This window comes from Luteimonas kalidii (assembly GCF_029887935.1).
GTDB lineage: Bacteria > Pseudomonadota > Gammaproteobacteria > Xanthomonadales > Xanthomonadaceae > Luteimonas > Luteimonas kalidii.
Window position 1 is genome coordinate 103969 of sequence record NZ_JARXRO010000011.1, and the last position, 22806, is coordinate 126774.

Consider the following 22806-nt stretch of genomic DNA (forward strand, 5'->3'; position numbering starts at 1 on the left):
GCGACGTCGTTCCGGTTCCGCCGCTCGCGCGTTGGACCTGCTGCGGACCTGCCGCACTCGTGCGACATGGCCGCCAAGGGCACGGATCTGAGTCGCGCGGGTGCGGACGCCGTTAGCCGCAACGCGATGTCCCGGGCCATGCCGGGACGTCGCGGCATGGCCTCCGGGAGCCGTGCCTACCAGCGATAGCCGACCTTGCCGTACACGAAGGCGCCGTTGAAGCCGAACGGCGACTGGGTGCTGTAGGGCAGGTAGGCGCGTCCGCCCGCGCCGGCGAGGCTCTGGTCGGGATAGGCGTCGAACACGTTGTCGCCGCCCAGCGTGAACGTCCAGTCCTGCACGCGGTAGTTGAACGCGAGATCGAGCGTCCATTCCGCGCCGTAGGTCTGGTCGCCGCTGCCGTCGGTCGCGGTGCCGAAGTTGGTGAACTCGCCCCAGCGCGTGGTGGTCGCGTCGACCGAGAAGTTCCCCAGGGTCCAGATGCCGTTGAGGAAGAACCGGTCGCGCGGCGTGCCGTCGGTGACGCGTCCCTGCTCCACCCGGCCGATGCGGTTGAGCACCACGCCGTACTCGTCGGCCACTTCCTCCAGCGCCGCCGGGTTGGGTGCGATCCGCGAGATCGTGGTCTTGTTGCGGTTGTAGCCGGCGGTGGCGGCAAGGTTGCTGGCGTCGAATTCCCAGCGGTAGCTGCCGACGATGTCGATGCCGCGGGTGCGGGTGTCGAGCGCATTGGTGAAGTAGCGGCCGCCCTGGACGCCGAAGATCCCGTACTCCGCGGCGAGGTAGTCGCCCACCGGGCCGGTGAGGTTCTCCGAGAGGTACACCCGGTCGTCGATGTCGATCCGGTAGGCATCGACCGTGACGTAGAGGTTGTCGATCGGCTGCATGACCAGGCCCAGGCCGAGGTTGGTCGACTCCTCGGGACGCAGCGGTTCGGCGCCGAGCGCGATCGCCGCCGGGTTGGTCACCCGGAACGTGACGATGTCGAACGGCACGCCGTCGATGAAGTTGGTCGCGGTCGACTGGAAATACTGCTGCTGCAGCGACGGGGCGCGGAACCCGGTCGAGGCGGTGGCGCGCAGGGCGATGGCGTCGGTGAAGGCGTAGCGTGCCGACAGCTTGCCGGTCGAGGTACTGCCGAAGTCGCTGTAGTCCTCGCCGCGCGCCGCCAACCCGATCGAGAACCGGTCGGTGACGTCCGCTTCCAGGTCGAGGTAGACCGAGTAGCTTTCGCGGTTGAAGTAGCCGGCATCCACCGGCTTGAAGCCGGCGAAGACCTGGGAGCCGCCGGCAGCGCGGATCATCTCGCCGGTGAGTTCACCGTTGGCGTCGCGCTCGGGGATCATCAGCCCGGTGTCGGCGTACGACCCCGGCTCGCCGGGCGAGAGGTTGAACTTCTCGCCGCGCCACTCGGCACCGAACGCCACGTTCAGCGGGTAGGCCAGCCAGCCCACGTCGAATGCGCGGTTGACGTCGAGGTTGAGCACGTTCTGCGTGGTCTCGAGTGCGCCGGCATAGAACTGGGTGGGCGAGCTGTCGCCGAGGCTGCGGTTGTGGGTGTTCTCGATGTCGAAGGTGAGGTGGTTCAGGCCATGGTTGTAGCTCAGGTCGATGTTCCAGCCGCCGGCGGTGAACCCGCGCAGTCCGGCGACGAACGCCCGGTCCTCGCTGACGTTGTGGATCTGCGGCAGGAAGCCGTCGGGATAGATCGCGACGTTGTTGCGGTTGTCGCCGCGCCAGCGGAAGTAGCCGTTGGACAGCACGTCGCGCTCGCTGTAGCTGCCGAACGAGTAGAACGTGATGCCCTCGGCCGGGCTGTACTCGGTGTTGTAGGAGAAGGCGCCGGACTCGATCTCTGGATCGCCGTAGCGCTGCTCGACCACGCCGTTGTAGGGCTTGGCGCGGTTGGTGTTGTCCTGGTCGCCGCCCTGCGCGGCCAGGTGCAGGAAGCCGCTTTCGCCCAGGGCGATGCCGGTATCCGCGCCGAGGTTCCACTGCGCGCCGTCGCCGGCGCTCATCCGGCCGTAGCGGCCGAGCACGCTGCCGCCCTCGCGGCTGCCCTTGAGCACCACGTTGATCACGCCGGCGATCGCGTCGGAGCCGTATTGCGCGGCGGCGCCGTCGCGCAGCACCTCGACCCGCTGGATCGACGAGACCGGAATCGCGTTGAGGTCGACCGGCGAGGAGCCGCGCCCCTGGCTGCCGTTGAGGTTGATCAGCGCGGTGGTGTGGCGGCGCTTACCGTTGACCAGCACCAGCACCTGGTCCGGCGCGAGGCCACGCAGCTGCGCCGGGCGCACCGCATCGGTGCCGTCGGTGATCGCCGGCCGCGGGAAATTGAGCGAGGGCACCGTGCGCGAGAGCGCCGTGGCCAGTTCGGTGGTGCCGGTGGCCTGCAGGGCTTCGGGGGTGATGATGTCGATCGGCGACTGCGATTCGGCGACCGTCCGGTCGGCGGTGCGGGTGCCGGTGACGATCAGGGTGTCGAGGGTGCGGGCGGTCTCGGTGGACGCCTGCTGGGCGAAGGCGGGAACGGCGGCGCTCGACGCGGCGAGCAGCGCCAGGAACAGGGGATGGCGGGACATTGACGCGCTCCTTCGGGGGAAAAGGGATGGGTCGGCCTGAGGTTTAACACGTTTGTAACAACCCGGCAAAGGCCTGAACGGCATGTGCGTGTGCGCGATGGGCATGACGCGCGTGTCGGCGGGGACGCTGCCGGTGGTCCGGTAGAATCCGCGCCCCATGATCGCCTTCCGAAATTTCGCGCTGCGCCGCGGTGAGCGCCTGCTGCTGTCCGACGTCGACCTGGCGATGCACGCCGGCTGGCGTGTGGGCGTGGTCGGGCGCAACGGCACCGGCAAGTCCAGCCTGTTCGCCACCATCCGCGGCGAGGTCGAGCCCGACCGCGGCGACGTCGACGTGCCCGGCCGGGTACGCATCGCCAGCGTGGCCCAGGAAACGCCCTCGCTGCCCGACGCTGCGATCGAGTTCGTGCTCGGCGGCGACGTCGAGCTGGCGGCGGTGATCCGCGCAGAGGCCGACGCGAACGCGCGCGAGGACTGGGAAGCGGTGGCCGCGGCGCACCAGCGCCTGGCCGAGCTCAACGGTTACGACGCGGAGGCGCGCGCCGGCAAGCTGCTGCACGGGCTAGGCTTCCCGGCCGAGACCCATCGCCGGCCGGTGAGTTCGTTCTCGGGCGGTTGGCGCGTGCGCCTGAACCTGGCGCGCGCGCTGATGATGCCCAGCGACCTGCTGCTGCTCGACGAGCCGACCAACCACCTCGACCTCGACGCGGTGCTGTGGCTGGAGCAGTGGCTGCTGAAATACCCGGGCACGCTGTTGCTGATCTCGCATGACCGCGAGTTCCTCGACGGCGTATGCACCCACACCCTGCACCTCAACGACGGCAAGGCGAAGCTCTACGTCGGCGACTACACCGCGTTCGAGCGCCAGCGCGCCGAGCACCTGCGCCAGCAGCAGATCGCGCACGAGAAGGAGCAGGCCGAGCGCGCCCACCTGCAGAAGTTCATCGACCGCTTCAAGGCCAAGGCCAGCAAGGCGCGCCAGGCCCAGAGCCGGATGAAGCGCCTGGCCAAGCTGGCCGGGACCGAGGCGGTGCGCGCCGAGCGCGAGTTCCGGATCGAATTCCCGCAGCCGGCGAAGCTGCCGCACGCGCTGCTGCGGATCAACGACGGCGAGTGCGGGTATGTCCTTTCACCGCGTTCGGGGGACGGTACCCGCGGGGCGGATGGGGGCAATGGCGCGGGCACAGGAGGCGGCATGGTCCGCATCCTCTCCAACGTCGGCTTCGGCCTGGAGGCCGGGGACCGCATCGGCCTGCTCGGTCCCAACGGCGCCGGCAAGTCGACCCTGGTCAAGACCCTGGTGGGCGAGCTGCCGCTGCTGGAGGGCGAGCGCTACGCCCACCCGGACCTGCGCATCGGCTATTTCGCCCAGCACACGGTGGAATCGCTGGTCGCCGGCACCTCGCCGATCGACCACCTGCGCGAACTCTCGCCGGATTCGCCCACCCAGGCCTTCCGCGACTTCCTCGGCAAATGGTATTTCCCCGGCGATCGCGCGTTCGAGAGCATCGACGGCTTCTCCGGCGGCGAGCGCGCGCGCCTGGCGCTGGCGCTGATCGCCTGGAAGCAGCCGAACGTGCTGCTGCTCGACGAGCCCACCAACCACCTCGACCTCGACATGCGCGAGGCGCTGGCCGAGGCGCTGAGCGATTTCGACGGCGCGATCGTGCTGGTCTCGCACGACCGCCACCTGATCGGGCTGGTCAGCGACAGTTTCTGGCGCGTGTCCGACGGCGTGGTCAAGCCCTTCGACGGCGACCTGGACGAGTACGCGGCCTGGCTGCGTTCGCGCCCCTCGAACGAACAGGCGCGCGCGCCTGCGATGCCGAAGGCGGTGGAGGCGCCGCCCGCGCCAGCGAAGCCGGCCGCCCGCGTCAATCCGCACCGGCTGGGCAAGGCCGAGGCGCGGGTGGCGGAACTCGAAGACGCGCTGGCGGAGGTCGCATCCGCGCTGGCCGATCCGGACACCTATGCCGACGGCGCGAAAGCCGCCGCCCTGGGCCAGCGCCAGGCCCGGCTGCAGGCGCAGCTCGAGGAGGCGGAGTCCGAGCTGCTCGCGCTGTACGGCTGAGGTCCCGGCGCACGCACCGCGGCGCGTCGCTGCGGTCGCGCACCGGGACCAGAGCATGACGCTTGGCGGTTGCCGCGCGCGCGCCGCCGCGGTTACGGTGCGCGCATGACCCGTCTTCCACGCCTGTTCGTCCTCGCCACGCTCGCGTTCTCGCTGAGCGCCTGCATCCGCATCAACGACAGCGGCGATCGCGGGGCCAATGCCGCCGCCCAGGCCGACGCCGCGGCCGAAGGCTTCACCGCCGCCGACGTGCCCGCGGACGCGTTCATGGCCGCGCTCGCCCGCCACTGCGGGCAGGCGTTCGCCGGACGCATCGTCGCCAACGAGCCGCGTCCGGCCACCCCCGACGCCTTCGAGGGCCAGCGCCTGGTGATGCACGTGCGCGGCTGCGATGCGCCCACGCGCGAGCTGCGGGTGCCCTTCCACGTCGGCGACGACCATTCGCGTACCTGGGTGCTGACGCGCGTCGGCCCCGGCCTGCGGCTGAAGCACGACCACCGCCACGCCGACGGCAGTCCGGATGCGGTGACGATGTACGGTGGCGAGAGCACGTCGCCGGGCACCGCGACGCGGCAGGAATTCCCGGTCGATGCCGAGTCGGTCGCGCTGTTCGGGCGCGAAGGCCTCGAGGCCTCGGTCACCAACACCTGGGCGATGGAGATCGAGCCGGGCAAGCGCTTCCTCTACGAACTCTCGCGCCCAGGCGGCCGCCTGTTCCGGGTGGAGTTCGACCTCGCCACGCCCGTGGACCTCCCCCCCCCGCCCTGGGGCAGCGGTGAGCCGGTGGCCGCTTCGCCAGGCAACTGATCGCTCGCGCCCTCGCCCGCCGCGGCGTGTGGACGCGCGGCCTGCGGCCGCATCCAGCGCGCGCCGCCGACGTTCCGGTCACGGGCCAGGCACGGCCTTGAACCCGACCGCGCCCGCGTTCACCCGCCCGTACCCCAAGCCCGTAGCCCGGATAAGCGAAGCGCATCCGGGACCGACGCGCGGGTAAAGGCGATGAAAGCCGCATGTTTCACCCGGATGCGCTTCGCTTATCCGGGCTACGCATCCGTTCCGGTCGCGCTTGCCGTCGCGGTGTGGTCCTTATGGCCGACGCCACGTGCATGCGCGACGCCGGGCCGTCGCCGAACCTGATCCCGTCCCGCGCCGCCAGGGACTTGATTTCGCGCGCGCTGGCCCCAGACTGCGCGCTCGCAACAGACTTCCGTCGCATCCCATGCCCATCTACGCCTTCCGCTGCGAGCAGTGCGGCCACGCCTTCGACCGCCTGCAGAAGCTGTCCGATCCCGATCCCGAGCAGTGCCCGGCCTGCGGTGCGGCCGCCATCCGCCGCGCGCTGACCGCGCCCGCGTTCCGGCTGGCCGGCGGTGGCTGGTACGAGACCGACTTCAAGAAGGACGGCGACCGCAAGCGCAACCTGGCCGAAGGCGGCGAGGGCGCCGCCAAGCCCGAGGGTGACGCCAAGAAGCCCGACGCCGCCAAGCCCGCCGCGGGGACGGACAAGCCTGCGGCCACCCCCGGCCCTGCGCCCGCCAAGGCGGCGGACGCCTGATCCCGCCGATCGTCCGTCGGGCGGACCCGCGTTCGCGGGTGCGCTCCACTGCGGAGTCGCAACGGGCGTTCGCCGGCTGGGCATGCGGATGACGGGCTACGCTGTGGCGTGAGCCACACGCACGGACGTCGCCGATCACGCACTCGCGGCCGACATCGTCCCCAACTCGTGGTGCGGCAAGGACAGCTCTCTTCGTCCGTCGAGATGTCGTACGACGCGTGCTGGACTTCGGCGAGGGGGACGAACGAAAGGGGGCGTTCCGTCGCCGATGGCCTCGGCGCCTCGAACGGTGGTCGTCCAGTCGTGGACCGGCGCGTGGAGCAAACCGGCCAGTGCCCTCAGGTGCGTGATCCGGCCCCGGTGCGCACCATCGCCATGCTGTCGACTTCCATGAATTCGGCCCAGTCCAGCCAGGCCCGGATCTCGAGGTCCTCGATGCGCTCGTCCACGCCGACCCGCAGCCGGATCGGGCGATCCGGATCGCGCCCCTCGGGATCGATCCACTCGCACGCCACCACCCGGCCGTCCGACGCGATCGCCTCCAGCCAGAAGGCATGGCTCGGCCACTGGCGCGGGTGCAGGCGCAGCTGGTATTCGCCCGCCACCACCGCCGACTCGGCGCCCAGCCACACCGCACGCCGCGGACGCGGGCGCGGGCCGACCGCCGCGTCCAGCGACGCATCGACGCGCACGCCGCGCTCGAGGTCGTCGCCCGCGAACAGCTTCATGTTGTTGCCGGCATCGACCAGCAGCGCGCACCACTCGCCGCGCAGGGCGCCGCCGTCGAACGCGGTGCAGCGGTCGACATAGGCGCGCACGTTGGCCGGGTCGTCGATCCCGAACTGGCGCGGCGCGTCCTCCATGGTGATCGCGCCCAGGCCCCACTCGGCGTCGTACTCGATCATCACCGGCGGCTTGACGTGCTGCAGGCCGATCCGCAGCTGGCCGTCCTCGACCCGCAGCGTGCGCACGTCGCCGCCGGTCCACAGGCTGCGGGCATACGCGAGGTAGGGCGCGAAGTCGCCCTCTGGTCCCGCCAGCGCGGCGCGGGTGGCGCCATCGTGCGCCGGTGCCAGCAGCGAGCGCCCGAACCCGACCGCCCCCTGCGAGGGATCGAGCAGCGAAAGCAGCGTCGCGCCGCTGTCGAGCACCGAGCCGGGCACGTTCATCTGCCGCGGCTTCACCCCGGGTGCCAGGAACACCAGCAGGTTCTCGCGCGTCATGTCCTTCAGTACATGGCTGAGATGGTTGGGCATCGCCAGGTGGTCCGAGGCCAGCACGATCAGCGTATCGGCGGCGTACGGGCTGGTGCGGATCCGTTCCACCAGCCGCGATACCAGCCGGTCGCTGCACTTGAGCGCGTTGAGCAGCCCGATCTCGCCGTGCGCGCTGCGGTAGCGCACGTCGCGGCAGGCGACCGGCAGGTGGCCTGCCGGATGGTGGGTGTCCATCGTCAGCGCACTGAGCATGAACGGCGCGCCGCTGGCGGAGAGCGACATGAAGGTCTCGAATGCATCGTCGAGCAGCACGTCGTCGTGCACGCCCCAGCTGGAGAAGTGCTCGCGCGCCACGCCGGCCGAGCGATAGTGGGCCTGGTCGCGCACTTCGTCGAAGCCGTGGTGCTGCAGGAAGTTGCCCTTGGCCGCGAACGCGGCATCGGCGCCGCCCAGGAACACGTTGCGGTAGCCCTGGGTCTTCAGGTAGTCCGGCAGGCAGTGCGCGCCGGGCAGGAACGCGCGCATGCGGCCGAGGCTGTTCTCGTCACCGCGGGCGGTGGTCAGCGGCACCCCGCACATCGAGCCGACGATCCCGGCAATGGTCCAGCCCGTGCCCTCGGGCGAGGCGATCCCGCGGAAATCCAGCCCCTGGCGCACCAGCCGCGACAGGTTCGGCATCAGGTCCGGGAACACCGCCGGGTCGAGGTAGGTGCGCTCCAGGCTCTCGCCGTAGATCCAGACGATGTTCTTCGGCCGCGCGATGGGGCCGGCCGGCACCACGTACTCTGCGGCCACGGGCCCTGCGTCGACGGGGGCGAGCTGCCGCTGCAGGCGGCGCGCGTCGGCGTACAGGGGGCTGGCCACCACCGCGGCCACGAACACCACGGCGAAGCCGGCGGTGACCGCGCCGGCGGGGTGCCGGCCACGCAGGTGCCGCAGCCGCCCGCGCAGCGGCCCGGCCAGCAGCAGGGGCGACAGCGAAAGCACGAGCAGACCGGCGAACATCCACAGGTCCGCGGCGAACTCGGCCACGCCGGCGCCCTGCAGGCCGGCCTGCAGGTGGTACAGGGTGGCGGCGTCGATGCCGTTGCCGCTCAGGCGGTCCACCAGCCACCAGCCGCTCAGGCAGACCAGCAGGCCCGACACCAGCGCGGCCTTGGTCCACACGAGGCGTTCGGCGGCCACCATCAGGTAGCCCAGCAACAGCAGCAGCGACAGCAGGAAGATCGGCATGCGGCGCGGGTCTCGCTCCGGGGATCGGGGTCCGGTCGGCGGCCCCGCGAACGGCGACCGTATTGACACCGTGCTGTCATATTGCTGAACCGGGTGTCGACGCAAGGCGGCCTGCGCGGCCCACGACCGGACCCGGGCTGCGCCGCGCGGCAGGGCCATGCGCGGCCAAAGCGTCTAAACTTGCGGGTTCGCCGGCCCCGGGCCGGCCTTCCATTCCCGGAGTCGTCGTTCCATGCGTACCCATTTCTGCGGCCTGATCGACGAGTCGCTGATCGGCCAGCCCGTGACCCTGTGCGGCTGGGCCGACGTCGCCCGCAACCTGGGCGGCGTGTGTTTCATCGACCTGCGCGACCACGAGGGCATCGTCCAGATCGTGGCCGAGCCGTCGGACGCGGCCGGCAACGCCGAGGTGGTGGCCGCGGCCGAGAAGGTGGGCTACGAGGACTGCCTGCGCATCACCGGCACCGTGCGCCGGCGGCAGTCGGTCAACGCGAAGATCCGCACCGGTCAGGTGGAAGTGGTGGCTGAACGCATCGAGGTGCTGAACAAGGCCGATCCGCTGCCGTTCCACCACCACGAGAACCCGGGCGAGGAAACGCGGCTGACCTACCGCTACCTCGACCTGCGTCACCCCGAAATGCAGCGCCGCATGCGCACGCGCACGAAGCTGGTGAGCGCGCTGCGCCACTGGCTGGATGCGCGCGGCTTCCAGGACATCGAGACGCCGATCCTGACCAAGGCCACGCCCGAGGGGGCGCGCGACTTCCTGGTGCCGGCGCGGATGCATCCGGGCGAGTTCTACGCCCTGCCGCAGTCACCGCAGTTGTTCAAGCAGATCCTGATGATGGCGGGCTTCGACCGCTACTACCAGATCGCGCGCTGCTTCCGCGACGAGGCCCTGCGTGCCGACCGCCAGCTGGAATTCACCCAGCTCGACATGGAGTTCGCGTGGGTGTCCGAGCGCGACGTGCAGGACACCGTCGAGGCGATGATCCGCGACGTGTTCCGCGAGGTGGCCGGGGTCGAACTGGATGCCGCATTCCCGCGCATGACCTATGCCGAGGCGATTCGCCGCTACGGCTCGGACAAGCCCGACCTGCGCATCGACCTGGAGCTGGTCGACGTCGCGGATCTCGTCAAGGACAGCGGGTTCGCCGTGTTCACCGGCCCCGCCAGCGAGGCCGGCGGCCGCGTCTGCGCGCTGCGCATTCCGGGCGGTGCGTCGCTCTCGCGCAAGCAGATCGACGAGTACGCCGCGCATGCCGGCAAGTACGGCGCCAAGGGCCTGGCCTACATCAAGATCTCCGAGACCGGCGAGGTGTCCTCGCCGATCCAGAAGTTCTTCGACGAGGCCGCGTTCGCCGCGCTGGTGGCGCACGTCGGCGCCGGCAATGGCGACCTCGTGTTCTTCGGCGCCGGCAAATATGCCACCGTGAGCGATTTCATGGGCGCGGTGCGGCTCAAGGCGGGCAGGGACTTCGGCCTGGTCAGGGACGGCTGGGCGCCGCTGTGGGTCACCGATTTCCCGATGTTCGAATGGGACGACGAGGCGCAGCGTTACGTGGCGCTCCATCACCCCTTCACCGCGCCGGCGGTCGACGACGAGGCCGACCTGCGTGCGAACGCGGCCACGGCCGTGTCGCGCGGCTACGACATGGTCCTCAACGGCAACGAGATCGGCGGCGGCTCGATCCGCATCCACCGTTCGAGCATGCAGAGCGCGGTTTTCGAGTTGCTGGGTATCGGCAGGGAGGAGGCGGACCTCAAGTTCGGCTTCCTGCTCGATGCGCTCCGCTACGGCGCACCGCCGCACGGCGGCATCGCCTTCGGCATCGACCGCATCGCCGCGCTGATGGCCGGGACCGACTCCATCCGCGACGTGATCGCCTTCCCCAAGACCACCAGCGCGCAGTGCCTGATGACCGGCGCACCCTCGCCGATCCCGGATGCGCAGCTGGCGGAAGTGCACATCCAGGTCCGGGTGCCGGCCCCATCAGCCGCGCAATGAGTTCCCCGCGATTGCGCTGACCGGATCGCGGGTCCCGACCCGGTCCTCCACCTTCCCCGCGGCATGCGCCGCGCCCCCTGGCTCCAGGGGGCCTCCACGCCGGAGACACTTCGATGGCCGGACATGTCCCCGACGCTGCATCCAGCGCTCAGACGACGCTCCGCCGCGCGACGGCCGAGGATGCCGCCACCCTGTCGACGCTCGCCGCGCGCACCTTCACCGAGGCCTTCGGCCACCTGTACCCGTCCGCCGACCTCGAGGCTTTCCTGGCGGACGCCTACGCGGTCGACAAGCAGCGCGTGATCCTGTCCCATCCGGATTACGCAGTGTGGCTGGCCGAGCGCGACGGGCTGGCGATCGGCCATATCGCCGCCGGACCCTGCGGGCTGCCGCATCCGGACGTGGCTGCCGGCGACGGCGAGATCAAGCGCCTGTACCTGCTGCGCGGACACCAGTCCGGCGGCCTGGGCGGGCGGCTGATGGACGCCGCGATGGCCTGGCTGCTGCGCGATGGCCCGCGCACGCTGTGGGTCGGGGTGTGGTCGGAGAACCACGGCGCGCAGCGCTTCTACGGCCGTTACGGCTTCGCCCGCGTCGGCGAGTACGTGTTCCCGGTCGGCGCGACCCGCGATCTGGAGTTCATCCTGCGCCGACCGGCCGGGTAGGTCCGCGCGCCCGGACCGCCCCGGGGCGCCCGCGCCGGTCCGCGTCGCGACGGCCGCAACGGGCGGACCCGCGCCTGAGGCCCATGACGACGAAGCGCCAGCCGCTCGCGGGCTTGCGTTTCCTCTCGTGGCGGCGCTGCAATGGCGCGCATGCTCCGTCGACCCGCGACCGCCATCGCCACCGAACCCGCCGCTGAACCCTCGCCGCGTCCGGTCCTGCTGATCCACGGCATCTGGAATGCGGGCGTGTGGCTGTCGCCGCTGGCCGCGAAGCTGCGCGCGGCAGGCTTCAGCCCGCGCATCTGGGCCTACGACAGCATCCGCGGTGGCGCGGCCGCGGCGGCGCAGGCGCTGGTCGAGCGCCTGCGCGGCGGGTCGGAGACCGACATCGTCGGCCACAGCCTCGGCGGCCTGGTGGCGCTGGAAGCGCTGCGGCTCGACCCGGACCTGCCGGTGCGGCGCGTGGTCTGCCTCGGTTCGCCGCTGTGCGGCAGCGGGACGGCGCGGGCGCTGCAGGCGCGGCGCTGGTCCTCACCGATCCTCGGGCGCAGCGCGGACCTGCTGTCGCAGGGCTTCGAGCGCTGGGACGGCGCGGCCGAGGTGGGGGTGGTGGCCGGCTGCGTGCCGCGCGGCCTGGGCCGGGTGCTGGCGGCGGTCGACCGCGAGTCCGACGGTACCGTGGCGATCGCCGAGACGCGCCTGCCCGGCGTCTGCGACCACTGCCTGGTCCGCTGTAGCCACACCGGCCTGGTGCTCTCGCCCGAGGCGGCCCACCAGGCGGCGGTGTTCCTGCGCACCGGCCACTTCGACCATGGCGATGTCCCGCAAAACGTATAATCCGCTGCTTCGCCACCAATCGTATCGAGCATGGGACGCGGTCCTTCCATCGAAGCACGCAAGAATGCCGTCGACGCGCAGCGCGGCAAGATCTTCACCAAGATCATCCGCGAGATCGGCGTGGCCGCGCGCGCGGGCGGCGGCGATCCGGCCGGCAACCCGCGCCTGCGCGCGGCGATCGACAAGGGCCTGTCGCTCAACATGTCCAAGGACGTGATCGAGCGGGCGATCAAGAAGGCCACGGGCGAACTGGAAGGCGTGGAATACGAGGAGATCCGCTACGAAGGCTACGCGCCCGGCGGCGTGGCGGTGATCGTCGACTGCCTGACCGACAACCGCGTGCGCACCGTGGCCGACGTGCGCCACGCCTTCGGCAAGTTCGGCGGCAACCTGGGCACCGAGGGCTCGGTGGCCTTCATGTTCCGCAAGCTGGGCGTGCTGTCGTTTCCCGCCGGTGCGGACGAGGACAAGGTGACCGAAGCGGCGATCGAGGCCGGCGCCGAGGACGTGGTGGTGTATCCGGAGGATGGCGCGATCGACGTGATCGCGGCGCCGGAGGCCTTTTCCGCCGTGCGCGACGCGATGGTGGCTGCCGGCGCCACGCCGGACATCGCCGAAGTCACCATGCGCGCCGACAACGACATCGCCGTGGATGGCGAGACCGCGCAGCAGGTGGTCAAGCTGCTGCGCTGGCTCGAGGACATGGACGACGTGCAGAGCGTGTACTCGAACGCCGAACTGGGCGACGAGGCGTACGGGTGAGGACGGGGCTGCGGTCTTCCGGCGCCGGATGGCCGCTCGACGCAGCCGGCACGCGGGCGCGCCGCCGCATCCGCCCTGGCCCACGCGCGCGCGCATGATCCGCATCCTCGGCATCGATCCGGGATCGCAGCGCACCGGCGTGGGCATCATCGACGTCGACGAGGCGGGGCGCTCGACGCACGTGTTCAATACCGCGCTGGTCCTGCTGGGCGAGGGCGACTTCGCCTCGCGGCTCAAGCGGCTGCTGGTCGGACTGTCGGACGTGATCGAACAGTGGCGACCGCACGAGGTGGCGATCGAGCGCGTGTTCATGGCGCGCAATCCCGACTCGGCGCTCAAGCTCGGCCAGGCGCGCGGCGCTGCGATCAGCGCCGTGGTCCTGCGCGACCTGCCGGTGCACGAGTACGCGGCCAAGGAAGTGAAGCTGGCCCTGGTCGGCAAGGGCGGGGCGGAGAAGGCGCAGATCCAGCATATGGTCGGGATCATGCTCAACCTGCACGGCAAGCTGCAGGCCGATGCCGCGGACGCGCTGGCGATCGCGATCACCCATGCCCACGTGCGCGCCACGGCGAAGCGGCTGGGCGTGAGTGCCCAGCAGGCCTGGAGCCGGAAGTGAGCGGTCTTTTCTCTTCGGGTCTCGCCACAGCCGGTTCGCCCGCGATCGCCGGTGGGCGGCATGCGCGAGGCCAGGTGCAGGGCGCCATGTCCGATCCGGCGCCGGGAGCGCGTCCTGCTGCCAACAACGACCGGGGTGGTGCCATGGCGCTGCCGATGCAGGCCCTCCAGGTACGCGCATGATCGGGCGGCTCAAGGGCGTGCTGGTGCACAAGCAGCCGCCGTGGCTGGTGGTCGACGTCCACGGCGTCGGCTACGAGCTCGAGGCGCCGATGAGCACCTTCTACGATCTGCCCGAAGTGGGGCGCGAAGTGTCGCTGTTCACGCACTACGCGCAGAAGGAGGACAGCGTCTCGCTGTACGGCTTCCTCAGCGAGGCCGAGCGCCGGCTGTTCCGCGACGTGCAGAAGGTGACCGGGATCGGCGCGAAGATCGCGCTGGCGGTGCTGTCGGGCGCGTCGGTCAACCAGTTCGCGCTGCTGGTGCAGTCGGGCGACGTGACCGCCCTGACCCGGATTCCGGGGATCGGCAAGAAGACCGCCGAGCGGATCGTGGTCGAGCTGCGCGACCGCGCCGCGGACCTGGCGATCGGTCCGGTCGGCGGCCCCGGCGGCCCGCTGCCGGCCGACCCGCTGTCGGAGGCCACCATCGCCCTGCAGCAGCTCGGCTACAAGCCCGCCGAGGCCCAGAAGATGGCCAAGGCGGCCGCCTCGGACGGCGACCGCGCTGAAACGATCATCCGGAAAGCGTTACAGTCCGCGCTTCGCTGACAGCCCCCACTGTCGCCGCACGCCACCACGACATGTCGCAGACTCCCTCCCAGCCGACGAACGGGCCCGGCACGCCGTCGCACGGCTCCGGACATGGCCACGGCCGCGTCGGTCTGGCCGGACTGATCGTCGGCGCCATCGGCGTGGTGTTCGGCGACATCGGCACCAGTCCGCTGTACACGATCCGCGAGGCGTTCTCGCCGCATTACGGACTGACCGCGCAGCACGACACCGTGCTGGGCCTGCTGTCGATGATCTTCTGGGCGCTGACGATCGTGGTCACGCTCAAGTACGTGACCATCATCATGCGCGCCGACAACGACGGCGAGGGCGGCATCATGGCGCTGATGGCGCTGGCCCAGCGCTGTTTTCCGAAGGATTCGCGTACCGCCTACGTGGTCGGCATCCTCGGCATCTTCGGCGCGTCGCTGTTCTTCGGCGACGGGGTGATCACGCCGGCGATCTCGGTGCTGTCCGCGGTCGAGGGACTCGAGGTGATCTCGCCCGGGCTGCATCCATGGATCGTACCGATCACCCTCGCGGTGCTGGTGGCGCTGTTCGCCACCCAGCGCTACGGCACCGCGCGAGTGGGCAAGGTGTTCGGCCCGATCACCGTGCTGTGGTTCGCGGTGCTGGCGGTGCTGGGGGTGACCAACATCCTGCACGAGCCGGAAGTGCTGCACGCGATCAACCCGTACTGGGCGGCGCACTTCTTCGTCGACCACACCTGGGGCGGGATCTTCATCCTCGGCGCGGTGGTGCTGGCGGTCACCGGCGGAGAGGCGATCTACACCGACATGGGCCATTTCGGCGCCAGGCCGGTGCGCTACGCGTGGTATTTCTTCGTGCTGCCCTCGCTGATGCTCAACTACCTGGGGCAGGGCGCGCTGGTGCTCGAGGATCCGGCGGCGATCCGCAATCCGTTCTACGTCGGCGTGCCCGAATGGGCGCGATGGCCGATGCTGGTGCTGGCGACCATGGCGACGGTGATCGCCTCGCAGGCGGTGATCACCGGCGGCTATTCGGTCGCGCGCCAGGCGATGCAGCTGGGCTACATCCCGCGCATGCGCATCCGCCACACCTCCAGCGACACCATCGGCCAGATCTACATCCCCGCCATCAACTGGACGATGATGGTGATCGTGATCGCGCTGGTGCTGTCGTTCGGCACCTCGTCCGCGCTGGCGGCCGCGTACGGCATCTCGGTGTCGGCGACGATGCTGATCGACACCCTGCTGCTGGCGATCGTGGCGCGCGCGCTGTGGCCCAACTGGCGGCGCTGGGTGCTGCCGCTGTGCGCGCTGTTCCTGGTGATCGACATCGCGTTCGTGATCGCCAACGGCGCCAAGGTGCTGCAGGGGGCGTGGTTCCCGGTGGTGCTGGGGATCGTGCTGTTCACCCTGCTGCGCACCTGGCGGCGCGGGCGCGAGATCCTGCGCGACGAGATCCAGAAGGAGGGCATCCGCCTGGACGCCTTCATCCCGGGCCTGATGCTGGCGCCCCCGGTGCGGGTGGAGGGGACCGCGGTGTTCATGACCAGCGACAAGGGCGTGGTCCCGCACGCGCTCCTGCACAACCTCAAGCACAACAAGGTGCTGCACGAGCGCAACGTGTTCCTGACCGTCGAGACCCTGACCGTCCCCTACGCGGCGAAAGACCGGCGCCTGAAGATGGAGCCGATCGGGGACGACTTCCACCGCGTGACCATCCGCTTCGGGTTCATGGAAACGCCCGACGTGCCGCTGGCGCTGATGCGTTCGTGCGACCAGGGCGGGATCGCGTTCGACCCGATGCAGACCACCTACTTCGTCAGCCGCGAGACCATCGTGGCCGGCGCCCATCGCGGCATGCCGGTGTGGCGAGACAAGCTGTTCGCGCTGATGCACCGCAACGCCGCGCCGGCGAACCAGTTCTTCCGGATCCCCGGCAACCGCCTGGTCGAGCTCGGGGCGCAGGTCGAGATCTGACCCCTGCGGTCCTGCGGCCGCGGGTGCGATGGGTCCCGGGCGCGCGGGCCCCGGCGCAGTCGGCCCCGGGGCCGTGCATCCGCCTCAAGTTCCCGTCCGCCCGGCCGCTATGTCCTGCGAGTGCCCACAGGCGCAGCGCATGACCCTGCTCCAGCCGATCGTCCCGAGTTCGCCCCTGCCGCAGCGCGTGCTGCTGGTGGAGAACTCGCGCGCGTATGTGCGGGCCGTGGCGGAGGCGATCGAGCACAAGCTCGAACTGCCGGTCATGGTCGCGTCCACGCTGGCCGAGGCGCGCGCGCTGCTCGCCCGGCATGACGACTGGTTCCTGGCGCTGACCGGGCTGGTGCTGGCCGACGGCGACCGCGACGAGGTGGTCAACTGCTTCCTCGAGCGCGGGCTGTCGACCGTGGTGGTCACGGGCGTCTACGACGAGGACCTGCGCGAACGCATGCTGCGGCGGCGGGTGATCGACTTCGTGCTCAAGAACACGCCCGGCAGCCTGGACTACATCGTCTGGCTGGTGAAGCGGCTCGAGCGCAACCGCCGCATCTCCGCCCTGGTGGTGGACGATTCCGCCGCGGCGCGCATGCACGCGGCCGCGCTGCTGGAAACCTACGGCTATCGCGTGGTCCAGGCCGCGGACGGCGAGGCGGCGCTGCGCGTGCTCGAGCGCGACCCGACCATCCGCCTGGCGATGGTCGACCAGGAGATGCCCGGCATGCAGGGCGTCGAACTCACGCGTCGCCTGCGCGCGCTGCGTGCGCGCGACCGGGTGGCGGTGATCGGCGTGTCGGGCCGCGAGGACCCGGATCTCGTCGCACGGTTCCTCAAGAGCGGCGCCAACGATTTCCTGCGCAAGCCCTATTCGCGCGAAGAGTTCTTCTGCCGGGTGTCGCAGAACGTCGACCAGCTCGAGCTGATCGGCACCCTGCAGGACCTGGCCACGCGCGACTTTCTCACCGGTCTGCCGAACCGGCGCCACTTCCTCGAGCACGCCGAACGCCTGGTGCCGCAGATGCGCACGGCGCGGCGGTCGCTGGCGATGGCGATCCTGGACATCGACCACTTCAAGCGCATCAACGACGGCTGGGGCCACGAGGCCGGCGACCACGCCCTGCGCGCCGTCGCCACCGCGCTGTCGTCCCACGCGCGTCCCGAGGATCACGTCGCGCGTTTCGGCGGCGAGGAGTTCTGCCTGCTGGTGCCCGACCTGGCTGGCGAGGCGCTGGACGATTACTTCGACGGGCTGCGCCGGCGTATCGAGGAACTCAGCGTGTCCACGCCGGCGGGCGAGGTGCGCGTGACCGTCAGCATCGGGGTCCGCGCGGCCGGCGGTGGCGAGGAACTGCACCGGCTGCTCGCCGAGGCCGACCGGCGCCTGTACCTGGCCAAGGCCGGGGGCCGCAACCGCGTCGTCGCCTCGGGATAGGCGCCTCGGCGAGCGGGCGCGGCCCCCTCACCCGGGACCGGCGCTGGAAATCCCGGGCAGCGCCCCCACCTCGGATGGATGCCGACCCAAGCCCCCCGCATTCCCTGCGCCGTCCTCGATCTGGCCCCGGTCACCGAGGGCAGCACCCCCGCCGAGTCCTTCGCCAACTCGCTCGACCTCGCCCGGCATGCCGAAGCGCTGGGCTATTCGCGCTACTGGCTGGCCGAACACCACAACATGCCCGGCATCGCCAGCGCGGCGACCGCGGTGCTGATCGGCCACATCGCAGGCGGCACATCGACCATCCGCGTCGGCGCCGGCGGGGTGATGCTGCCCAACCACGCGCCGCTGCAGGTGGCCGAACAGTTCGGCACCCTGGCCTCGCTGTATCCGGGGCGCATCGACCTCGGGCTGGGGCGGGCTCCGGGCACCGACCAGCCCACCACGCGCGCGCTACGCCGTTACTACGCCGGCGCGGATGCGTTCCCGTCCGACGTGATGGAGCTGCTGCGCTATTTCGAACCCGCGCAGCCGGGCCAGCCGGTGCAGGCGGTGCCGGGCGCGGGGCTCGACGTGCCCGTGTGGATCCTCGGATCGAGCCTGTTCGGCGCGCAGCTGGCGGCCTCGCTCGGGCTGCCGTACGCGTTCGCCTCGCACTTCGCACCCGCGGCGATGACCGAGGCGCTGGCGCTCTACCATCGCGACTTCCGCCCCTCGAAGCACCTGCGCCAGCCGCACGCGATGCTGGCCTTGAACGTGGTGGCCGCCGACACCCGCGCCGAGGCGCAGCGGCTGTTCACCACCCAGCAGCAGAGTTTCGTCCGCCTGCGCCGCGGCACGCCGGGGCTGATCCCGCCCCCGATCGACGACATCGAGGCGTTCTGGACCCCGCAGGAGAAAGCGATGGTGGCGCAGGCCCTGGCCTGCGCCGTGGTCGGCGATGCGCAGGACGTGCGCGAGGGCATCGCCGCCTTCGTGGCCACACATCGACCCGACGAGCTCATGCTCACGGCCAACATCTTCGACCACGCCGCCCGGCGGCATTCGTTCGCCCTGGCTGCCACCGCATTCGCGCCGGCCTGACGCACTGGACCACACGACGGGGGAATGGCCCGGCCGGACGCGCAGCCAGGCCCGGAGGGACAGGGGAAGGGTCATGGAGGCCGGTCCGCCGCCCCGCACGGAGGCAGGGCCAGCGGTGCGCGGTCGCGTGCGCCATGCGACCATAGTGCGATGGAAGACCCCCGCATCATCGGCGCCGACGCGACCCGCGAGGACGACGCCATCGAGGCCAGCATCCGGCCCCGGCGGCTGGACGAATACCTCGGCCAGCAGCCGGTGCGCGAGCAGATGGGCCTGTACATCGAGGCCGCGAAGCATCGCGGCGAGGCGCTGGACCACGTCCTGATCTTCGGCCCACCCGGCCTTGGCAAGACCACGCTCAGCCACGTGATCGCCAACGAACTGGGCGTGAGCCTGCGCGTCACCTCCGGGCCGGTGATCGAGAAGGCCGGCGACCTGGCCGCGCTGCTGACCAACCTGCAGCCGCACGACGTGCTGTTCATCGACGAGATCCACCGCCTCTCGCCCGTGGTCGAGGAAGTGCTGTACCCGGCGATGGAGGATTTCCAGCTCGACATCATGATCGGCGAGGGTCCTGCCGCGCGTTCGATCAAGATCGACCTGCCGCCCTTCACCCTCATCGGCGCCACCACCCGCGCCGGCCTGCTGACCGCGCCGCTGCGCGATCGCTTCGGAATCGTCCAGCGGCTGGAGTTCTACAGCGCCGAGGAACTGGCGCGGATCGTGCGCCGGGCCGCACGCATCCTGGGCGTGGACTGCGCGGAGGAAGGCGCGGTCGAAATCGCCCGCCGTTCGCGCGGCACGCCGCGCATCGCCAACCGGCTGCTGCGCCGCGTGCGCGATTACGCCCAGGTGCGGGCGGGCGGGCGCATCGACCATGGCGTCGCCGATGCGGCGATGAAGATGCTCAAGGTCGATCCCGAGGGGTTCGACGAGCTCGACCGCCGCCTGCTCAACCTGATCATCGAGAACTTCGACGGTGGCCCCGTGGGCGTGGACTCGCTGGCGGCGGCGCTGAGCGAGGAGCGCGGCACGCTCGAGGACGTGATCGAACCCTACCTGATCCAGCAGGGCTTCCTGGTGCGCACCGCGCGCGGGCGCATGGCCACGGTCAAGGCCTGGCGCCACCTGGGCCTGCAGCCACGCCGCGATTCCGGCGCGCCCGTCGAACCTGAGCAGCTGTTCTGATGCGGACGGCGCGTGACATTCCCACCGGGACCACTGCGGAGCGTCACGCTTGAGCGGCGTTGCCGCGCCAGCGGACGAGGGCGGCCGTCCGTTCAGCCTTCCGACAAGGGTCTACTGGGAAGATACCGACGCCGGTGGTGTGGTCTACCACGCGCAGTACGTCGCGTTCCTCGAGCGCGCGCGCACCGAATGGGTTCGCGCGCTCGGCTATGGCCAGGACGCGCTGCGCCTGTCGCACGGGCTGGTGTTCGCGGTGCGGGCGATGCGGATCGATTTCCGCAAACCCGCGCGGCTGGACGATGCACTGCAGGTGACGGTGTCGCTGCGTCGCTGCCGGCATGCCAGCGTCGTGTTCGCGCAGTCGATCCTGCGCGGGGACGAGTGCCTGCTGGATGCGGACGTGCGCTGCGCGGCGCTGGAGGCGGGCACGTTTCGCCCGCGCGCCATCCCCGAACCGCTGTACCAGCAATTGAACCGACTCGTCGAACCCGGAGCCGAACCCGCATGATCCCCCTCGCGACGCTGCTGCAGGCCACCCAGATCGAGCCCTTGCCGGAAGAGGCCGCCGCGACCACGACCACGCTCGCCGAGGGCGCCGACGCCGCGGCCGTGGCCGCGCATTCGGGCATCAACTACATCGACCTGATGCTCAAGGCCAGCCTGCCGGTGCAGCTGATCGTGCTGCTGCTGCTGGTGGGGTCGCTGGTCAGCTGGGTGATCATCTTCCGCAAGGCGCGCGTGTTCAAGCTCGCCAACCGCGAGGCCGACGACTTCGAGAGCCGGTTCTGGTCCGGGGCCGACCTCGGCAAGCTCTACTCGTCGGCGACCGACCGCAACCGCCGCGTCAGCGGGCTGGAGGCGATCTTCGAGGCCGGTTTCCGCGAGTTCGCGCGCCTGCGCGAAAAGCGCGGCTTCGACGCCCGTGCCCAGCTGGAGGGCGCGCAGCGCGCGATGCGGGTGAGCTACACGCGCGAGGTGGACCTGCTCGAGCGCAACCTGGAGCTGCTGGCGAACATCGGTTCGACCGCACCCTACGTGGGCCTGGTCGGCACCGTGTTCGGCATCATGGTGACCATGCACGACATGCTCAACAGCGGCGAGCAGACCGGCATCGCCGCGGTCGCGCCGGGCATCTCCGAGGCGCTGTTCGCCACCGCGATCGGCCTGTTCGTCGCGATTCCCGCGGTCTGGGCCTACAACCGCTTCACCACCCGCGTCGAACGCCTGGCGGTGCGCTACGAGAGCTTCGCCGAGGAGTTCAGCACCATCCTCCAGCGCCAGAGTTCGCTGGACTGACCGGGGTTCGCCATGGCCGGGAACCTCATCCACCGCAAGCGGCGCAAGCTCAAGTCCGAGATCAACGTCGTGCCGTACATCGACGTGATGCTGGTGCTGCTGATCATCTTCATGGTCACCGCGCCGCTGCTCACGCTGAGTGTCGACGTCAAGCTGCCGTCGTCGCAGGCGCGTTCCACCCAGGACCGGGAGGATCCGGTGATCGTGATCGCCTATCCCGACGGCACCCTCGGGCTGCAATTGCCGGGCGATGCCCGCCCGCGGATCGTGGACGCCGACCAGATGGGCGCGTTGCTGGCACCGATCCGCAGCCAGCAGGGCAGCGACTTCCGGGTGATGGTCGCCGCCCAAGGCGATGCGCCCTACCAGAACGTGCTCGACGCGATGGACGTGCTACGCCAGGCCAACGTCTCCAACGTGAGCCTGATGACCAACGCGGGCGGTGATGCACGCTGACGCCTTCCCGCGTCCTGCGCCCGCGCAGGACGAAGGCCTCGGCCGGGCGATCGCCTGGGCCGTGGTCGTGCACGTGCTTGTCGTGGTGATCCTGCTGCTGTCGCCGCTGCTGAGCTGGGATCCGGACCGCATCAGCGTGGCCGGCGCGCCGTCGATGGAAGCGGTGCTGGACGTGTCGAGCACCGACCGGCAGGCGGTGGAGCGCGCATTGTCGATCGAACCCGAGCCGCTGCCCGAGCCCGTCGTCGAGCCCGTGCCTGAGCCCGCGCTGGACGAGATCGCGCCACCTCCGCCGCAGCAGATCCCGGAGCCGGTGCCGGAAGACGCCCCGGTCGAACCGCAGCCCACGCCGCAGGCGCGCGTCCCGGAACCCTCGCCGGTCGACCAGGAAGAGGTGCGACGCGACGCCGAAGCCGAGCGCGCGCGGGTGGACCGGGAACAGGAAGAGAAGCGGCGCCAGGAACAGATCGACCTGACCGAACGCAAGCGCCAGGAGGAAGCCGAGCAGAAGCGGCGCCTGGCGCAGCAGCAGCTCGAGAAGATCCGCGCCGAGCGCGAGCAGCTCGAGCGCGAGCAGCGGCTGGCGCGGCAGCGGATCCAGCAGATCGCCGATCGCGAGGCGCGGCAGGCCTCGCAACAGGCCGCGCAGGCCTCGTCGACGCCGCCGCCGCCAGGCAACCAGGGCGTCGATACCGGACTGGCCGCTCGCTACGCCGCCGCACTCCAGGAGGCGATCCTGCGCAACTGGACGCGCCCGGACACGGTGCCGATCGGGCAACGCTGCCGGATCGTGATCCGGCAGATTCCCGGCGGCGAGGTGGTCGAGGCCCGTGTCGATCCCTCCTGCCCCTACGACGAACTCGGCCGGCGGTCGGTCGAAGCCGCGGTGCTCAAGGCGCAGCCGCTTCCCTACGCCGGCTTCGAATCGGTCTTCCAGCGTACGCTGATCCTCAACTTCGCCGCGCAGGACCGCTGAGTCGCGGGCGGGTCTGCGCAGCAGGCCAGCCGCGCGCTGGCACGCAGCCCGAGTGCCAGCGCGTGCCCCGGAGGGCGAAGTGAGAAGGGGTGC

Annotated in this window: 19 protein-coding genes; 17 read left to right on the forward strand and 2 right to left on the reverse strand. The window is 70.7% G+C overall.

Annotated features, from left to right (window positions below):
- Positions 1–176 precede the first annotated feature (176 nt).
- Positions 177–2585, reverse strand: coding sequence for a TonB-dependent receptor plug domain-containing protein (locus QFW81_RS03850; RefSeq protein ID WP_280577246.1), 2409 nt, complete (start codon positions 2583–2585; stop codon positions 177–179).
- A gap of 157 nt (positions 2586–2742) precedes the next feature.
- Between QFW81_RS03850 and QFW81_RS03855 the strand changes: the two genes are divergently transcribed.
- From QFW81_RS03855 to QFW81_RS03865, 3 genes are all read left to right on the forward strand, one after another.
- The gene (locus QFW81_RS03855) at positions 2743–4656 is read left to right on the forward strand and encodes an ABC-F family ATP-binding cassette domain-containing protein (RefSeq protein ID WP_280577247.1); all 1914 of its coding nucleotides are present in this window, start codon (positions 2743–2745) and stop codon (positions 4654–4656) included.
- 105 nt (positions 4657–4761) lie between these two features.
- A complete protein-coding gene (locus QFW81_RS03860; protein WP_280577248.1) occupies positions 4762–5463 on the forward strand; it encodes a hypothetical protein in 702 nt (233 codons plus the stop codon).
- Between the two features lie 412 nt (positions 5464–5875).
- A complete protein-coding gene (locus tag QFW81_RS03865; protein ID WP_280577249.1) occupies positions 5876–6211 on the forward strand; it encodes an FmdB family zinc ribbon protein in 336 nt (111 codons plus the stop codon).
- A 338-nt stretch (positions 6212–6549) separates the two neighbouring features.
- Here QFW81_RS03865 and QFW81_RS03870 read toward each other — a convergent pair whose 3' ends face one another.
- Positions 6550–8661, reverse strand: coding sequence for a phosphoglycerol transferase I (locus QFW81_RS03870; RefSeq protein ID WP_280577250.1), 2112 nt, complete (start codon positions 8659–8661; stop codon positions 6550–6552).
- Positions 8662–8893: 232 nt separating this feature from the next.
- On the opposite strand from QFW81_RS03870, the gene aspS reads away from it, so the two are divergent.
- From aspS to QFW81_RS03940, 14 genes are all read left to right on the forward strand, one after another.
- On the forward strand, positions 8894–10669 hold the full coding sequence (gene aspS / locus QFW81_RS03875; protein ID WP_280577251.1) for an aspartate--tRNA ligase: 1776 nt from the start codon (positions 8894–8896) through the stop codon (positions 10667–10669).
- Positions 10670–10782: 113 nt separating this feature from the next.
- Positions 10783–11334 carry a GNAT family N-acetyltransferase gene (locus QFW81_RS03880; protein WP_280577252.1) on the forward strand — a complete coding sequence of 184 codons (552 nt, stop codon included), beginning with the start codon at positions 10783–10785 and terminating at the stop codon, positions 11332–11334.
- A gap of 150 nt (positions 11335–11484) precedes the next feature.
- Positions 11485–12171 carry an esterase/lipase family protein gene (locus tag QFW81_RS03885; RefSeq protein WP_280577253.1) on the forward strand — a complete coding sequence of 229 codons (687 nt, stop codon included), beginning with the start codon at positions 11485–11487 and terminating at the stop codon, positions 12169–12171.
- A gap of 30 nt (positions 12172–12201) precedes the next feature.
- The gene (locus QFW81_RS03890; protein ID WP_280577254.1) at positions 12202–12933 is read left to right on the forward strand and encodes a YebC/PmpR family DNA-binding transcriptional regulator; all 732 of its coding nucleotides are present in this window, start codon (positions 12202–12204) and stop codon (positions 12931–12933) included.
- Positions 12934–13027: 94 nt separating this feature from the next.
- Positions 13028–13549, forward strand: a complete 522-nt coding sequence (gene ruvC, locus QFW81_RS03895; RefSeq protein ID WP_280577255.1) for a crossover junction endodeoxyribonuclease RuvC — start codon at positions 13028–13030, stop codon at positions 13547–13549.
- Positions 13550–13727: 178 nt separating this feature from the next.
- On the forward strand, positions 13728–14318 hold the full coding sequence (gene ruvA, locus QFW81_RS03900) for a Holliday junction branch migration protein RuvA (RefSeq protein WP_280577256.1): 591 nt from the start codon (positions 13728–13730) through the stop codon (positions 14316–14318).
- Between the two features lie 32 nt (positions 14319–14350).
- Positions 14351–16285: a potassium transporter Kup gene (locus tag QFW81_RS03905; RefSeq protein ID WP_280577257.1), complete on the forward strand. Its 1935-nt coding sequence runs from the start codon at positions 14351–14353 to the stop codon at positions 16283–16285.
- 139 nt (positions 16286–16424) lie between these two features.
- Positions 16425–17714 carry a diguanylate cyclase gene (locus QFW81_RS03910; RefSeq protein WP_280577258.1) on the forward strand — a complete coding sequence of 430 codons (1290 nt, stop codon included), beginning with the start codon at positions 16425–16427 and terminating at the stop codon, positions 17712–17714.
- Positions 17715–17792: 78 nt separating this feature from the next.
- On the forward strand, positions 17793–18797 hold the full coding sequence (locus QFW81_RS03915; protein WP_280577259.1) for an LLM class flavin-dependent oxidoreductase: 1005 nt from the start codon (positions 17793–17795) through the stop codon (positions 18795–18797).
- 150 nt (positions 18798–18947) lie between these two features.
- Positions 18948–19985, forward strand: a complete 1038-nt coding sequence (gene ruvB / locus QFW81_RS03920) for a Holliday junction branch migration DNA helicase RuvB (RefSeq protein ID WP_280577260.1) — start codon at positions 18948–18950, stop codon at positions 19983–19985.
- 49 nt (positions 19986–20034) lie between these two features.
- Positions 20035–20493, forward strand: a complete 459-nt coding sequence (gene ybgC / locus QFW81_RS03925) for a tol-pal system-associated acyl-CoA thioesterase (RefSeq protein WP_280577261.1) — start codon at positions 20035–20037, stop codon at positions 20491–20493.
- A complete protein-coding gene (gene tolQ / locus QFW81_RS03930) occupies positions 20490–21281 on the forward strand; it encodes a protein TolQ (protein WP_280577262.1) in 792 nt (263 codons plus the stop codon). Before ybgC ends, tolQ begins: the two co-directional genes overlap by 4 nt.
- 12 nt (positions 21282–21293) lie before the next feature.
- Entirely contained in the window at positions 21294–21737 is a 444-nt protein-coding gene (locus QFW81_RS03935; protein ID WP_280577263.1) for an ExbD/TolR family protein, read from the forward strand.
- Complete coding sequence (locus QFW81_RS03940) at positions 21727–22713, forward strand: TonB C-terminal domain-containing protein (protein WP_280577264.1); 987 nt, start codon at positions 21727–21729, stop codon at positions 22711–22713. The genes QFW81_RS03935 and QFW81_RS03940 overlap by 11 nt, the downstream gene beginning before the upstream one ends.
- The last annotated feature ends 93 nt before the right edge of the window (positions 22714–22806 follow it).

Coding starts and splice junctions, on each gene's coding strand:
- QFW81_RS03870 (WP_280577250.1), bottom strand. CDS start 8,661: ATGCCGATCTTCCTGCTGTCGCTGCTGCTGTTGCTGGGCTACCTGATG.
- ruvB (WP_280577260.1), top strand. CDS start 18,948: ATGGAAGACCCCCGCATCATCGGCGCCGACGCGACCCGCGAGGACGAC.
- ruvC (WP_280577255.1), top strand. CDS start 13,028: ATGATCCGCATCCTCGGCATCGATCCGGGATCGCAGCGCACCGGCGTG.
- QFW81_RS03860 (WP_280577248.1), top strand. CDS start 4,762: ATGACCCGTCTTCCACGCCTGTTCGTCCTCGCCACGCTCGCGTTCTCG.
- QFW81_RS03850 (WP_280577246.1), bottom strand. CDS start 2,585: ATGTCCCGCCATCCCCTGTTCCTGGCGCTGCTCGCCGCGTCGAGCGCC.
- QFW81_RS03910 (WP_280577258.1), top strand. CDS start 16,425: ATGACCCTGCTCCAGCCGATCGTCCCGAGTTCGCCCCTGCCGCAGCGC.
- ruvA (WP_280577256.1), top strand. CDS start 13,728: ATGATCGGGCGGCTCAAGGGCGTGCTGGTGCACAAGCAGCCGCCGTGG.
- QFW81_RS03885 (WP_280577253.1), top strand. CDS start 11,485: ATGCTCCGTCGACCCGCGACCGCCATCGCCACCGAACCCGCCGCTGAA.
- QFW81_RS03935 (WP_280577263.1), top strand. CDS start 21,294: ATGGCCGGGAACCTCATCCACCGCAAGCGGCGCAAGCTCAAGTCCGAG.
- QFW81_RS03890 (WP_280577254.1), top strand. CDS start 12,202: ATGGGACGCGGTCCTTCCATCGAAGCACGCAAGAATGCCGTCGACGCG.
- aspS (WP_280577251.1), top strand. CDS start 8,894: ATGCGTACCCATTTCTGCGGCCTGATCGACGAGTCGCTGATCGGCCAG.
- QFW81_RS03940 (WP_280577264.1), top strand. CDS start 21,727: ATGCACGCTGACGCCTTCCCGCGTCCTGCGCCCGCGCAGGACGAAGGC.
- QFW81_RS03880 (WP_280577252.1), top strand. CDS start 10,783: ATGGCCGGACATGTCCCCGACGCTGCATCCAGCGCTCAGACGACGCTC.
- QFW81_RS03905 (WP_280577257.1), top strand. CDS start 14,351: ATGTCGCAGACTCCCTCCCAGCCGACGAACGGGCCCGGCACGCCGTCG.
- QFW81_RS03865 (WP_280577249.1), top strand. CDS start 5,876: ATGCCCATCTACGCCTTCCGCTGCGAGCAGTGCGGCCACGCCTTCGAC.
- QFW81_RS03855 (WP_280577247.1), top strand. CDS start 2,743: ATGATCGCCTTCCGAAATTTCGCGCTGCGCCGCGGTGAGCGCCTGCTG.
- QFW81_RS03915 (WP_280577259.1), top strand. CDS start 17,793: ATGCCGACCCAAGCCCCCCGCATTCCCTGCGCCGTCCTCGATCTGGCC.
- tolQ (WP_280577262.1), top strand. CDS start 20,490: ATGATCCCCCTCGCGACGCTGCTGCAGGCCACCCAGATCGAGCCCTTG.